Annotated in this window: 7 protein-coding genes; 2 read left to right on the top strand and 5 right to left on the bottom strand. The window is 76.1% G+C overall.

All coding sequences use genetic code 11. The features are described from left to right. The first annotated feature begins 144 nt into the window (after positions 1 to 144). Entirely contained in the window at positions 145 to 3,276 is a 3,132-nt protein-coding gene (locus tag WMF20_RS16795; protein WP_437614841.1) for a PD-(D/E)XK nuclease family protein, read from the top strand. Then, positions 3,273 to 7,247, top strand: a complete 3,975-nt coding sequence (locus WMF20_RS16790) for a UvrD-helicase domain-containing protein (RefSeq protein WP_437614839.1) — start codon at positions 3,273 to 3,275, stop codon at positions 7,245 to 7,247. The genes WMF20_RS16795 and WMF20_RS16790 overlap by 4 nt, the downstream gene beginning before the upstream one ends. A gap of 48 nt (positions 7,248 to 7,295) precedes the next feature. Here the strand turns inward: WMF20_RS16790 and WMF20_RS16785 are convergent, their stop codons facing one another. From WMF20_RS16785 to WMF20_RS16765, 5 genes are all read right to left on the bottom strand, one after another. After that, complete coding sequence (locus tag WMF20_RS16785; RefSeq protein ID WP_437614837.1) at positions 7,296 to 8,084, bottom strand: SDR family oxidoreductase; 789 nt, start codon at positions 8,082 to 8,084, stop codon at positions 7,296 to 7,298. A gap of 265 nt (positions 8,085 to 8,349) precedes the next feature. Continuing rightward, entirely contained in the window at positions 8,350 to 10,764 is a 2,415-nt protein-coding gene (gene lon, locus WMF20_RS16780; RefSeq protein WP_437614835.1) for an endopeptidase La, read from the bottom strand. A 51-nt stretch (positions 10,765 to 10,815) separates the two neighbouring features. Further along, complete coding sequence (locus WMF20_RS16775) at positions 10,816 to 11,661, bottom strand: hypothetical protein (RefSeq protein ID WP_437614833.1); 846 nt, start codon at positions 11,659 to 11,661, stop codon at positions 10,816 to 10,818. Positions 11,662 to 11,771: 110 nt separating this feature from the next. Further along, a complete protein-coding gene (locus WMF20_RS16770; RefSeq protein ID WP_437614832.1) occupies positions 11,772 to 13,748 on the bottom strand; it encodes a hypothetical protein in 1,977 nt (658 codons plus the stop codon). After that, positions 13,748 to 14,752 (bottom strand): PEGA domain-containing protein, encoded by a 1,005-nt coding sequence (locus WMF20_RS16765; RefSeq protein ID WP_129575317.1) that lies wholly within the window; start codon positions 14,750 to 14,752, stop codon positions 13,748 to 13,750. Before WMF20_RS16765 ends, WMF20_RS16770 begins: the two co-directional genes overlap by 1 nt. Positions 14,753 to 14,873 lie beyond the last annotated feature (121 nt).

Below are 14,873 nucleotides of genomic sequence, written 5' to 3'. Positions count from 1 at the left end.
CGAGGGGACGGATGCATGAAGTAAAGGCTCTGCGGTGAGGTATCCCTTGCCGGACGAGCATCCACGCGCACCGGCGCCCTCCCAGCGTCCTGCCGCGCCGGGCGCCTGCGCCTCCCAGGAGCGGCACCTGGCCGTCTCGCGGCGGTGATCAGGACGTCGCTCCTCATCGTCCCGACCGAGCGGCACGTCGAGCGCGAGCTGGCCGCGCTCGACCCGCGCGCCGCAGGCCAGGAGGTGCGCTCGCGGTGGAGCTTCGTGTCCGAGGCGCTCGCCCTGCTGGCGCCGGACGTCGCCGTCGCGAGCCCGCAGGCGACCCGCCTGGCCACCCGGCTCGCCCTCGACGCGCTTCCGCCGGACCGGCTCAGGCAGCCGGCCGAGCCCGCCGCGCGCGTCGCGCTCGCGCTCGCCCTGGACCGCGCCCTCGGGAGCTTCCGGCGCGCCGGGACGTCCCCGGCAGACCTGCGGGCGCTCGGCACCGGGTACGCGGTCGCCATCGCCGAGGTCCTCGAGCGGGCGGACGCTGCCCTGCGGGCGGCGCGCCTCGTGGACCCGCGCGGCGCAGGGTTCCTGCTCGGCCGGGCGCTCCGGTCCGCGGGCGCGGCGGGCGCGCTGCCGCTGCCGCGCAGGGTCACGATCCGCGGCGCCGTCGCCTGGGAGCCCGACGATCTCGCCTGGGTCGAGGCGCTCCACGCCGCCGTCCGCGCCTCCGGCGGCGCGGGCGTGACGGTCGAGCTGCCCGCGCTGCAGGGCGACGGCGCGGCGGCGGTCGCCGACGTCCTGGAGCGGCGCTGGGCCTCGCTCGACGACGCGCCGGAGATCGCGTGGGTGCCCGACCGGGAGGTGGAGCCGCTCGCAGCGATCGCCGCGAAGACCGCGGAGGGCGAGGCGCGCGCCGCCGCCGCCGAGGTGGCCGCCGCGCTCGGGCGCGGGGTGCCGCCCGAGCGGATCGCCGTCGTCGTGCCCGCGCTCGACGACGCCGCGCTCGAGCCGCTCCGGGCCGCGCTGGCCGACGCGGGCGTCCGCTTCTCCGAGCCGCGCGGCCGCGCCGCGGCGGGCTGCCCCGACGGGCGCGTCGCGCTCGCGATCCTCCGCCTCGCCGTGGGCCCGGTGCGCCGGGAGCAGGCGATCGAGATCCTCCGCGCGCCCGGGGTCCACGCCGGCGCCTGGGTGGACCGCGCGTCCGCCGCCGAGGCAGAGAAGCGCTCGGCCGACCTCGCCCACCGGCTGCGCGACGTGCCGGTCGAGGTGGATCGCACGGGCCGGCTGCTCATCGAGAGCCTCATCTCGGTCGTGGCCGCCCGCCGCGCAGACCGCCGCGCGGGGCCGCCGCGGGTCGCGGGGCGCGACGCGCGGATCGAGGAGGCGGAGCTCGATCTGGGCCTGGAGACGCTGCGCCGCGCGGGCGACGCGCACGGCGACGACGACGAGGCGTGGATGCCGCACGCGCTCGAGCGGCTGCTCGCCAGCGCCCGCTGGATCGGCGAGGCGACGACGCGGCCCGAGATCGTGCGGCGCTTCGCGTCGCTCCTCGACAAGCTGAGCTTCGGGGAGCCCGGCGTCGACGAGCTCCGCGCGGCGCTGCGCGGGGAGCGGCGGAGCGGCGGCGCGATCGCGCTCGAGGCGCTGGGCGCGATGGGCCAGGGCGCGCGGGCCGCGCGCGCGATCCGCGAGCAGGCCGAGGCGCTCGCGCGGGCAGCGCGCGATCTCGGCTGCGAGGACCGCCCCGCCAGCGCGGCGGAGGTCTACGCGGAGCTCGAGCGGGCCGCCGCCGAGCAGGGCGCCGGGCCGCGCGGCGACGCGGGCCGCGCCGGCGCGGTGCGCGTCGACGTCGCCGCCGGACTCGCGGCGCTCGATCACGACGTGGTGGTGGTGACCGGGCTCGACGCGCGCGCCTACGGCGGCAGCCCCGGGGCGGACGAGACCCTGCTCGGCGAGGCGCTCCGCGCGAGGCTGCCGGCGCCGAGCCGCCCCGCGTCGGGGCGCGAGCGCCAGGCGGCCCAGCGCGCGGAGCTCGGCTGGGCGCTCGCCGGCGCGCGCAGCGTCGCCGTCTGCTTCACGCGCGGGGACGACAGCGAGCCGAACGAGCCGCACCCGGTCTTCGCGGCGGCCGTCGCGGCGGGCGCTCCCGAGCGGATGGAGCCCGCCTCGCGCGTGGCGCCGGACGCGGCGGCGCTCGGGCCGCGCGACGCGGAGCTCATCGCCCTCGCGGGCGGCGGGCGGCCGGCGCCGGACATCGCGGAGCGGGTCCGGATCGAGCGCGCCCGCGCGGACTTCTTCCTGGATCCGCGGGCGCCGATCGATCGCTACACGGGGCGGGTCCTGCTCGACGAGGATCCCGCGCTGGCCGCGCAGCTCCGGGCGGCGATCGGCGGGGCGCACCCGGACCGGCCGATCGCGGTCACCCACATCGAGCGCGCCGTGGGCTGCGCGTTCGCGGCGTTCGCGCGCCGCGTGCTGCAGGTGCGCCGCGCGGAGGACCTCGCGGAGTCGGCCGACGCGCGGGAGCGCGGCACGCTGATCCACCGCGCGCTGCAGGCGTCGTTCGAGGCGCTGCGCGAGCTCGGCCCGGACCGCGATCCGGCCGAGCAGCTCGCGGCCGCGCGCGCGGCGGCCGAGGCGGCGCTCGGCGTGTCGACGCCCATGGCGCCGCTCCGCCGCGAGGCGGTCGAGAAGGCGATCGCGGACGTGATGGAGGTCGTGGTGCGCGCCGTCGACGGCGAGGAGTCGTCGCCGGAGCTCCGCTTCTTCCTGGCCGAGCGGCGCTTCGGCGCGGGGGAGCCGCCCCCCTGGCAGCCGCTCGAGCTTCCGCCGTCGGACGACGACGCGGAGGGCGCGGCGGGCGCGCCGAGCCTGTGGGTCGACGGCCAGATCGACCGGATCGATCGGTCGACCGATCAGCGCGTGGTGCGGGTCGTCGACTACAAGACCGGCAAGCTCCCCGACGCGAAGGAGCGGCGGCGGGCGCTCCAGCTGCCGCTGTACAGCGCCATCGCGGCGCGCGCGCTGGGCGCAGAGGAGGTGCGCGCCGTCTACATCGGCGTGCGCCAGCGCGGGCTCATCGAGCTGTGGCCGGGCAAGGTCGACGAGCAGCGCGCGCTCGCCGAGGGCTGGGCCGAGGCCGCGCGCGCGGCGCGGGCTGCGGTCGTCGCGCTCTGGGAGGGCAAGGCCGCGCCGCGGCCGATGATGGCGACGATGTGCGCGCGCTGCGACGCGCGCGACGTGTGCCGGCGCCCCGCGGTCGTGCCGACGGACGAGGCGGCGGAGGAGGTCGCGTGAGCGCGGCGCCGCACGAGGCGGAGCTCGCGGAGGGCGACGCGCTCATCTACGCGTTCCGCCGCAACGTCGTGGTCGCCGCGAGCGCCGGCACCGGCAAGACCCACCGCCTCACGGCGCTCTACGTGCTGCTCACGCTCGGCCTCACCTCCGTCGGCCAGCCCGACGCCGCGACCGCCGCGCCGCCGGTGCCGCCGGACCGCATCGTCGCGACGACGTTCTCGCGCGCGGCGGCGCGCGAGATCGCCCACCGCATCGAGCGATCGCTCCGGGAGATCGCCCGCTGGGACGGCGAGTCGAGCATCACCTTCGCCGACATCCTCCGCGCGCGGCAGGCGGCCGTCGCCGGTCCGCCCGGCGCGGGCGGCGGCGCGGCGCTGCCGCTCTCCGAGCTGCGCAAGCGCGCGGAGGACGCGCTCGCCCGCCTCCCGGCGGCGCGCATCGACACGCTCCACGGCGTCGCCAAGCAGATCGTCGACCGGCACGCGATCGCGATGGGGCTCTCGCCCTCCGCCCGGATCCTCGACGAGGAGGAGGCGCAGGCGCTGAGCGACCTCGCGGTCGACGAGGCGCTGAGCCGAGCGTTCGCGGAGGGGGGCGAGCGCGCCGAGGCCGCGCGCGCGCTCGTCGCCGCGACGGGCGGCGTGGAGGGCGCGCGGAGCGAGGTCACGCGGCTGCTCGACCGGCTCGACGAGGACGGCCTCGCGCCGCGCCGGCTCGCGATGTCCGACCACGCCGCCGAGGCCCGCGCGCTCGCGCGGGAGCTGCGCCGCCTGGCGGCCGAGAGCGCCGCGCTCGGGAGCGCGGCGTTCCGCGAGCCGGCGGCGACGCTCGCCGCGGCGCTCGGCCGCGAGGGCGACGGCGCGCCGTTCCCCGCGAGCGCGGCGAGCGCCCCGCTGATCGAGCTGCTCACGCAGCGCAGGCCGCACAAGAGCAAGTGCACGCCGGCGGACGAGGCGCTGCTCGCCTTCCGGGAGGCGCTGCCGGGCGAGACGAACCGCGACAAGGCGCTGCAGCTGCTCGGCTTCCTCCGCGAGGCGCCGGCGCTGTCGCGCCGCGAGGCGCAGATCGTCGAGCTGCTGGAGGAGATCCGCGAGCGGCTCGCGGCCATCCGCCGCACCGAGGGCGGCCTCGGGTTCGGGGACCTGCTGCGCGCCGCCCGCGACGGCCTGCGCGACGACCCGGCGATCGGCGAGGCGGTCCGCGGGTCGGTCGACGTGCTGCTCGTCGACGAGTTCCAGGACACGAGCGCGGTGCAGCGCGATCTCGTGTACCTCCTGCGCGAGCGGGACGACGCGGCGCTGGCGCGCCCGGCCGGCGTCGCCCCGACGGCGGCCGGCCTGTGGGGCCACGGGCTGTTCCTGGTCGGCGATCGCAAGCAGTCGATCTACGGGTTCCGCGGGGCCGACGTGTCGATCTTCTGCCGCGTCTGCGCGGAGCTCGCGGGCGCCGCCGCGGGCCGCGCGCTCGAGCTCTCGTCCTCGCTGTGGTCGGCCGAGCCGAGCGCCGATTTCGTCGCGCTCCGCGAGAGCCGCCGGTCGACGCCCGAGCTGCTCGCGTTCATCAACGCGTTCTCGGCGCGCGATTTCGCCCAGGATCGCGCCGCCGGGGCGCGCGACGGCGGGGCGGGCGCGCCGCGCGACTTCGAGATCGCCTACAGCGCGGCGGAGCACCTCGTCGCGGCGCCGGGCGGGGCCGTACGCGGCCCGACGCAGGTCGTGCTCATCGACGACGACGGCAGCCCCCCGGACGGGGTCGACGCCCTCGTGCGGGACGCGCAGCGGCAGCTGCGCGAGGCGCTGATCGCGGCCGCATACATCGCCCGGCGCGTCCGCGGCGCCGCCGCAGGTGGTGGAGCGGCGGAGGGCGCCGGCGGCGATCTTCGCTTCCGCGACGTCGCCGTGCTCGCCCGGCGTCGGAGCACCATCCCGCTGGTCGAGCTCGCCCTCGCGCGGCTCGAGATCCCGTACGTGGTGGCGGGCCGGGCGCTCTTCGATGCGCCGGAGGTGCGCGACGTGGCCGCGATCCTCCGCCTGCTGCTCGATCCGCGCGACCTCCTGGCGCTCGCGACGGTCCTCCGCGGCCCGGTGGTGGCGCTCTCCGACACGGCGCTCGCGGTCCTCGCGCCGCCGGGCCGCGGGCTCACCGTCCCGCTGCTCGGCCGCTGGTCGAGCGCCGCGCTGGCGCCGGGGGGCCGGGCGGCGGGGCCGGAGGACGAGGGGCCCGGCGGCGCGCGCGCCCTCCCCGCGCTCGCGCGGCTCTCCACGGCAGATCGCGAGCGGCTCGAGGCGTTCCGCGCCCGCTTCGCCGGCCTGCGCGGCGCGGCGCTCCGCTCGACGCCCGGCGAGGCGATCCGCGCCGCGATCTCCGCCTTCGATCTCGACCGCGTCCTCGCCGCGCTCCCCCGCGCCCAGGCCCGGCTCGGCAACGTCGACCGGCTGATCTCGATCGCTCGCCGCCGGGGCGGCTCGCTCGCGAGCTTCGTCCGCTGGCTCGATCGCCGGATCCGCGACGAGGCGGACGAGCCCGAGGCCGCCGTCTTCTCGCCCGAAGACGACGCCGTGCGGCTCACGACGATCCACGCCAGCAAGGGGCTGGATTTCCCGGCCGTGGTGCTCCTGGATCTCAACGCGGAGCCCCGCGCGGATCAGCCCGGCCTGAGCTACGTCCCCGCCGCGGGGGATCGCCCCGCCGCGCTGCTCGTGCGCCATCACGCGCGGCGCATCGACCGGACGTCGCGGCTCGGCGCGCTCTACGACGTCGAGGCGTCGGCGCACGGCCCGCTGTTGCCCCTCAGCACGCCCGCGCTCCAGGCGGCGCGCGCCGAGGTGCGGGCGCGGGAGCGGGCCGAGCGGCAGCGGCTCACGTACGTCGCGATCACCCGCGCCAAGCGCGAGCTGGTGCTCGTCGGCACTTCGGCCAAGCCGCGGAGCGGCTCGGCGTGGCTCACGCTGAAGGGGCCGAGCGCCGAGGACGCCGCGCCGCTCGCCGGCGCGATCGGCGCGACGCTCGAGGCTCGCTCGCTCCTCGCGGAGGCCAGGCCGCCTGCGCCCGGCACCGACGCGTACGCGCGCGCCGCGCCGGTCCCCCGGGCCGCGCCGGCCGCGGAGCCTGCGCGGGCGCGGACCGTGCTGATCGCGGCCGCCTCGCTCGCGGCGTTCCAGGGGTGCGCGCGCCGCTTCCGGCTGCGGCACCTCCTCGGGATCGGCGAGCCCGCCGGCGAGGGCCAGCTCGGCCTGTTCGACGTCGAGGGCCCGCCGGAGCTGCCGGGCGAGGAGCGCGTCGAGCTCGAGGACGGCGCGGATCCTCGCCCGCCCGGCCGCGCCGCGCACCGGGTGCTCCAGCGCTGGCCGCGCGCGCGCTGGGGAGAGCCGACCGAGACCGCGGACGTGGTCGCGCGGCTCGCCTTCGAGGGGCTCGCGCCCCACGGCCCGGACGCGCTGCGCACCGCCGAGGGCATCGCCCGCTTCCTGGGCGGGCCCTACGCGCGGCAGGCGCGCGCCGAGGAGGCGGCGCTCCTGCGGGAGGAGGCGCTCGTGCTCGACGTCGAGCCCCAGGGCGCCGGAGAGCGGCGCGGGGCGCGGCTCGCGCTGTCGCTCGCGATCGATCTGGTGGTCTTGCATCCGGGCGGGCTGGTCGACGTCATCGAGGTCAAGCGCGCGCGACCCCGGGCGGATCTCGCGCCCTACGAGCTCCGCCTGCGGGCGTACGCGCTCGCATTGCGGAGGCGCCATCCGGATCGCCCGGTCCGCGCTGGCGTGCTGTTCCTCGGCGCCGAGGTGGAGCCCGTGTGGCTCAAGGGGTCGGGCCCGATGGGGGCGATCGCCGACGAGGAGCACGCGCGGTTCGAGCGCGAGCTCGCCCGGCTCGCCGAGCGCTTCTCCGAGGCGGCGGCGGAGGGCCGCTTCGACGGCGTCCCGATCGAGGCGTGCCGCAGGCTGCGCTGCGGGTTCGTGCGGGCGTGCCACGGCTAGCCTCGTCGCCGGGGCGCGGCGCCGCGCTCCCGGCCTCGGCCGCGCGGCTCACCAGTCTGCGGGCGCCTTGTCGCGGAACACGCCCCCTTGCGGGCCGCCGCTCGGCAGCAGCGCGAGCCACACCGGCGTCTCGGCCCCTTCTTCCACGGACCGCGGCGCCTGCGCGCCGCCCATGTCCGTGCGCACCCAGCCCGGGCACGCCGCGTTGCAGAGGATCTTGCGCCGATCTCCCTCGAGCTCCCTCGCGAGGACGCCCGTGAGCGCGTTGAGCCCGATCTTCGACACCGCGTAGGCCGACGACGGCCACCCTTCTGCCGTGTGCCTCCCCTCGCCCACGTCGCTGACGAACTTGCGCATGAGCTGGACGAGCTCCTCGCGCGTCAGCGCTGCCTTCCCGAGCTGCTCCTGGAGCGGCTTGGAGACGCTGCGTCGATCGCCGAGCCCGCTGGTCACCATGACGATCCTCCCCTCCGCCCGCAGCAGCGGGAGGAGCTCGCTGGTCAGCCGGAGCGGCCCGAAGAAATTGATATCGATCGTGGTGCGCGCGACCTCGGCGTTGAAGCCCTGCATCGCGATGCCCGCGTTGTTGACGACGATGTCGACCCCGCCGTGCTCGGCCGCGAGCGCGCGTGCGAGCTCCTTGACGCTCCGTTCGTCCGACACGTCGAGGCGCCGCGGCTCCACCGAGACCCCCTGCTCCTTGAGCGCGGCTGCCGCCGCGTTCCCGCGGCCCTCGTCCCTGCTTCCGAGCACGACGTGGACGCCGCGGCGCGCGAGCTGCCGGCAAATCTCGAGCCCGATCCCCCGATTCCCGCCCGAAACCACCGCGATCTGCATCGGTCGAGTATACCGCCCCCGCGAGCCCTGAAGCCCGTTCCCGGCGATCTCGACGAGCAGGCTCGACCCAAAACCGTAGGCCCCCGGCGAGGGTGTTCTCGGCGCGGGGCGGGGTGGGGGATGGGCCGATGTCTGAGCCTGAGAGTTGAGCCATCCGGCTTGCCGGATGGTTCAACTCTCAGGCGAGTTCGGCGGGGCCCCCACCCCGCCCCGCGCCGAGAACACCCTCGCCGGGGGCCGGGCGGCCCACGCACGGGCCTCTCGTTTACGCCCCCGCCTGCTCCTCGATCTCGTCCGCCGACGCGCTCTGCGTCGACGCGCGCCGCGGCGGCTCCAGCACGAGCGGCAGGATCTCCTCCATCGAGGACACCATCGTGATCTTGACCTGGTCCTTCACGTCCTGCGGCACATCCTCGAGATCCCGCCGGTTCTTCGCCGGGATGAGCACGTGCCGGATGCCGGCCCGGTGCGCCGCCAGGAGCTTCTCCTTGATGCCGCCGACCGGCATCACCCGCCCGCGCAGCGAGATCTCCCCCGTCATCGCGACGTCGCTGCGCACCGGCGCGCCGAGCAGCAGCGACGCCACCGCGGCGAACATCGTCACCCCGGCGCTCGGCCCGTCCTTCGGCGTGCCGTGCTGCGGGATGTGCACGTGCAGATCGATCTCCTTCAGCCACTCCGGATCGAGGTGCAGCCGATCGGCCTTGCTGCGCACGAAGCTCACCGCCGTGCTCGCCGACTCCTGCATCACGTTCCGCATGTTGCCGGTGAGCACCACGTTGCCCTTGCCCGGCATCTTCGTCGCCTCGATGAAGAGGATCTCGCCGCCCGCCGGCGTCCACGCGAGGCCGGTCGCCACCCCAGGCTGGAGCGTCCGCTCGGCGAGCTCGGGCCGGTGCTTGTGCGGGCCGAGCACCTGCTCCACGTGCTCGGGCGTCGCCACCTCGCGCACGTCGTGGCCCTCGGCGACCTTCACCGCCGTGGCGCGGCACACCGCCGCGATCTGCCGCTCCAGGCCGCGCACCCCCGCCTCGCGCGTGTAGTGGTCGACGACCGACGCGATGCCCGGCTCCGTGAACTCCAGCCGCTCGTCGGTCAGCCCGTGCGCCGACAGCTGCTTCGGCACCAGGAACTCCCGCGCGATCCCGAGCTTGTCGGTCCGCGTGTAGCCGGGCACCTCGATGACCTCCATGCGGTCCACGAGCGGCCCCGGGATGCCGTCCCAGTTGTTCGCCGTCGCGAGGAACATCACCTGCGACAGATCGAACGGCAGGTCGAGGTAGTGATCCTGGAACGTCGAGTTCTGCTCGGGATCGAGCACCTCGAGGAGCGCCGCCGCCGGATCGCCGCGCAGATCGACGCCCATCTTGTCGACCTCGTCGAGCACCAGCACCGGGTTCTTCGTCCCCGCCTTCTTGAGCGCCTGCAGGATGCGCCCGGGCAGCGCGCCGACGTACGTGCGCCGGTGCCCGCGGATCTCCGCCTCGTCGCGCACGCCGCCGAGCGCGATGCGCTCGTAGCGCCGGCCCATGCTGCGCGCGATCGACTTGCCGAGCGACGTCTTGCCGACGCCGGGCGGCCCGATGAAGAGCAGGATCGGCCCCTTCTTGTCCGAGCGGAGCTGCCGGATCGCCGAGTACTCGACGATCCGCTTCTTCACCTTCTCCAGCCCGAGGTGATCCTCGTCGAGGCAGCGCCGCACGCTCTCGACGCTGAGCTTGTCCACCGTCGTCTTGGACCACGGCAGATCCGCGATCCACTCGAGGTAGGTCTTGGTCACGTTGAACTCGGCCGACTGCTGCGCCATCGAGCGCAGGCGGCTGAGCTGCTTGCGCACGACCTTGTCGACCTCCGCCGGCACCTTGGCGCGGCGGATGCGCTCGCGGAGCTCCTCGATCTCGTCGTCGTCGCCGCCCTCGCCGAGCTCCTCCTTGATCGACTTCATCTGCTGCCGGAGGATGTACTCGCGCTGCGACTTGCCCATCTCCTCCTGCACCATCGAGGAGATCTCCTTCTTGACCCGCAGCACCTCGAGCTGCCGCCCGACCATCGCGAGCACGAGGCGGACGCGCGCCTTCACGTCGAACGCCTCGAGGATCTCCTGCTTGTCGCCGACCGACGCCTGCGCCTGCGGGAAGTTCGAGGCGATGAGATCCGCGAGCGCGCCGGGCTCGCGCACGTTGTCGAGGATGCCGGCGGTGTCGCGCGGCAGGTTCGGCATGAGGCCGAGCACCTCGCGCGTCGCCTCGCGCAGGCCCGCGCCGAGCGCCTCGAGCTCCACGTCGCGCACGAGCGACTCCGGGATGCGCTCGATCCGCGCGCGCATGTACGGCTCGAGCGAGAACGCCGCCTTCACGCGGAAGCGGCCGAGCCCGTTCAGCACGACCGAGTAGTTGTTCGGGCCGAGCCGGATGACCTTCACGACGCGCGCGATGGTCCCGACGGAGTAGAGCTCCTTGAACGTCGGCTCGTCCACGTCCGGCGACCGCTGGCTGATCACGCCGACCAGGGCGCGCTCGCGGCCGAGGAGATCCTCGACGAGGCGCACGCTCCGCGGCCGGCCGACGTTGATCGGCACGACCGACATGGGGAACAGGACCGAGTTGCGGAGCGGGAGGATCGGGACGCTGTCGGCGTCGGGCGAGGGGGGCGTTCGCGAAGGAGGATCGCCGGTCGGCATGCCGACAACCCTAGTACAGCGCTCTTCTCGAAGCCATGAGCGGGCGCGCCGCTAGAAGTCCTTGATCTTCCAGACCCCGTGCTCGCGCGTGAAGGCAACCGTGCCGCCGGCGCCGTAGGCCATCGAGGCGCTGTCCCCGGTCTCCTCGATGGTCGCGGTCGGCAGGGCCGCCTTGATCGCCTGGACGACCCGGTTGATCTGCTCCTTCTGCGGCCCCTCCCAGGCGGCCTTCAGCTTCTCGGGGGTGAGCTGCGCCGCGCCCGCCGCGCCCCTGGCCGTCCCGGGCCGACCGCCAGGCTTCTGCGCTGCGTCAGCGCCCGCGCTCCCCGCCGCGCCGCCGGGCGCGGCGGGCTGTGCCGTGCCCTCCGCGCGCGGGGCGCCCGCCTCACCGAGATCGCCCGCCTCGCCGGCCGCGCCGCCCGCCGGCTCCACGAGGCCTTCCTTCTCGGCGTCGGGAACGTAGCGCATGATGATGTCGTAGCGCCTCCGCTCGAACGCCCTCAGGAACCCCACGAGCGCCTGCCGGGGCGTCGCCTGGCCGTAGAGATCGACCGCCGCCGCGTCGAGCCGCCAGCGGCCCCCCTCGAAGACGAGCAGGAGCTCCTCGCCGTTCGGCATGGTGACCGTCGCCGTCACCACCGGATCGGCCGCGGGCCGCGCGATGGCGCGGGCGATCTCGAGCGCGTCGTCCGGGTTGTCCTGGACCGCGCGCCGGAAGGCCTCGAGCGACATCGACCGCTTGGCCTCGTCCGAGAGCAGCCGGTAGGCCGCGTCGACGCGCCCCTCCTGGAGCGCCTGCGCGTAGGCCCGGAGCGTGTCGCTCGGGCCCTGCTGGGCGTAGCTCGATCCGCACGCGGGGAGCGCGAGGGTGAACAGGAGGAGGGCCGTGCGCTTCACGCGTCGGGCCATAGCACACGCGGCGCCGAGCGCGCAGGCGCCGCGCGGGGCGAGCCCGCCGCGGCCCCCGCGCCGCGCACGCGCGCGGCCCCGGACGCCGCCGCCCCCCGTCACTTGGCGAGCTTCAGGACGGCCCCGTCCTTCACCACCGGGGTGCCGTCCTCCAGATCCGGCGAGCCCTCGTTGATCCAGTAGACCGTCGTCGCGTCCACCGCGACGTCGCCGGGCCGCATCTGCTGCGAGGCGAGCACATCCGGCTCCCCGCCGTCCTTCGGCATGCGCACGACCGTCCCCTCGTCGCGGCGCGTCCAGTAGACGTACTCCGCGTCGACCGCGATGCCGTTCAGCTGCCCCTGATCCGAGGCGATCTCCTCGGGCTCGCCCACGGCCTCCCCGCTCAGGTCGGCGCGGAAGACGCTGCCGCCCTCGAAGCTCGCCCAGTAGACCGCCGCCGCGTTCCCCTGAGCGTCCACGTCGAGCGCGAGCTCCCGCGGGGTGAGCTGCTCGGCGGCGACCGTCAGCGTCTCCCCGCGCACGCGGCACGCCACCGCGCCGTCGGCCCTGCGCAGCGTGCCCTGGTAGGTCCAGCACGCGACGTCCCCCGCGCTGGCCACGCGGTACGGGGACGCGAACGCCGAGCCGGGCTGCGCGAGGTCCTCCGGCGCGCCGAGCGCGACGTCGGCGCCGGCGCCGCTCAGCGTCGCCCTGAAGACGCCGCCCCCCCAGAGCTCGGTCCAGGTGAGCGCGTCGCCCGAGAGCGAGAGCCCCTCGGGCTGCTTGAGATCCGCGAGCAGCACGCGCGTCTCGCCCCCCGCGAGCGGGGCGGCCCTCAGCGTGCCGTCCGCCGCGTTCGTCCAGAAGACGACCTGCCGCACATCGTCGACCACGAGGTCCCGCGGCGAGGCCTGCGCCGCGCCGAGCACCAGCGGCTCGCCGCCGCCCCGCGGGGCGGTCTTCAGCTCCCCGTCCTCCCGGGCCATGCCGGCCTTGTCGAAGGTGGTGCCGGAGATCCACGCCACGCCGCCCGCGGTCACCCGCAGCGACACCGGGTGGACCTGCGCGACCGCGACCGGGATGGGCGCCGCCGCGTCGGGCCCCGTGTACTGGCCGCCGGCCAACGCCGACCACGGGCCGCACGTCGGCAGATCCGTGCCCTTCGTGCGGCACGTCCCCGCGCCCTCCCCCTCGCCCGCGATCGCGATCGCGAGCCCCGCGAGCTTGCCCTCCTTCACCCGCTTGCACACCGCGGCGGGGAGCCGGAGGACGTTGCCCTCCTCCACCCGGAAGCCCGCTTCGCTCTCGGCGTCGAGCGGAACGTAGCACGCGCGCTCGCCGCAGATACCGCCGCCCTGCGTGAGGAGCGCGACGTTCACCGCGCCGCTCGGCGCGGTCGCCACGCAGTCGGCCGGGTTCGCCTCGTACCTCGCCAGATCGACCTGCGCCGACGTGGCCGCGGCGAAGCACCGGACGGTGTCGAAGCAGAGCCCGTCGGTCTCGCCGACGCCGCCGCCGAACACGGCCTGGGCCTCGAACTCGGGCAGGGCGCGCGAGTCGATCTCGCGCGGCTTGCACTCGCCGGCGACGCAGCTCTGGCCCTCGGGGCAGCTGTTCTTGACGAGCACGTTGCCCTGCGCGTCGCGCAGCACGTTGCCCTGCGCGTCGCGCTCGACGTCGGCCGAGCCGTCGCACAGGAACTGGATGGGCATGTGGAGCGTCGCGGTGCGGCCCTCGGGCACCGTCGTGAGCACCTCGCGCAGCACGCGCACCCCCTCCTTGCCGCCGCGGCTCGCGATGACGCGCACCCGGAGCGCCTGCGAAGGATCGTCGGGGGTGAGGAAGCCGAGCGTGGCGGGCAGGCGGATCGAGTCCTCGCTCCCGAGCCGCTCGAACGTCTCGTCGTAGACGATGGACCCCTCGAGCGTGGCCTCGACCCGGATCGTGTCGATGTCCTTCGGCAGCGACATGTCCGTCTGGAAGACGACCATGAGCTGCCCCCTCTCCCCGCTGCAGGACGCGGCCCCCGCCGCCCCCGCGAGCGCGAGGAGCGCCGCCGCCATCGACCTCGATCTCGTCCGCTTCGCGCGCATCAACGCCTCCCTCCAAACCCGAGCGGGACCGTGCCGAGGCTGCCCCGCTCCGCCGGCGTCCCCGGCTCGAACAGCAGCGCCCCCGCGACGAGCGCGCCGGCGAAGATCGCCGCGCCGCCGCCGATCCAGAGCCACTTGCTCGCGCCGCCCCGCTCCGGCGCGCGCTCCAGCGAGACGTCGATGCGGCGGAGCTCCTCGTCGCGGACCAGGACGTCGACCTCGTGCGGCGTCATCCCGGGCGCCGTCACGCGCAGCGCGTGGGTCCCGCTCGCCACCGCGCCCTCCCAGCGGCCCTTGCCTACCACCTTGCCGTCGATCGCGATGAGATCGTCCGGGCGCGCGGCGATCGCGAGCCGCCCCCGGTGCACCGCCCGGTCGAGCCGCGCCACGAGGGCGAGGGTGCCGCCGCCGACCACCGTCTCCCGGCGGACGACGTCGACGAAGCCGGGCTTCGAGACGCGGATGCGGCGGTCGCCGATGTCGATCGGCACCGGCTCGGCGAGCGGCGTCGTCCCGACCGGCTCGTCGTCCACGAACACCGTGGCCCCCGGCTCGCTCGCCGTGATCTCGAGGCGGGACACGAACGCCCCGGCGGCCTGGATCAGGTCGGCGATGTCCTGCCTGTCGCGGGGCGACAGCGCGGCGCCCGCCTCGGCCTCCATCCGGCGCAGCGTCGCGAGCATCTTGGCGTAGCGCCGCAGGTTCTTCTGGCAGAGCGCGACCTTCCAGAGCAGGCGGTGATCGCGCGACAGCTCATAGGCGCGCTCGAACCGCGCGAGCGCGCCCGCGTAGTCGCCGTCGGCGAACAGCGCGTCGCCCGCCCCGTGCTCGGCCCTGGCCATCCCGGTCAGCGACTCCGCGAGCGGCTTCTCCGCGGGCGGTGCTGGCGCGGCCGGCGCGGGAGCGGCCGGCGCGGGCTGGGCCGCCGCACCGCCCGCCGCGAGCCCCACCCCGAGCGCGGCCACGACGGCGCGCCCCCACTGGCCCAGATGCTTCCCTCGCATCGATGCTCCTTGCTGGCGGAGGCGGCCCTCGCAGGCCGCGCTCCGGTCAGCGTGATGCTAACCGATGCGCACGCCGGGCGAGCAACATGGAAACGCCGCGGACAAATCGCCTTTGCTCCGC

The organism is Sorangium sp. So ce834 (assembly GCF_051521425.1).
Lineage (GTDB): Bacteria > Myxococcota_A > Polyangia > Polyangiales > Polyangiaceae > Sorangium > Sorangium cellulosum_D.
The sequence above is the reverse complement of the archived record's forward strand: the minus strand, read 5'-3'. Positions and strand labels throughout refer to the sequence as shown.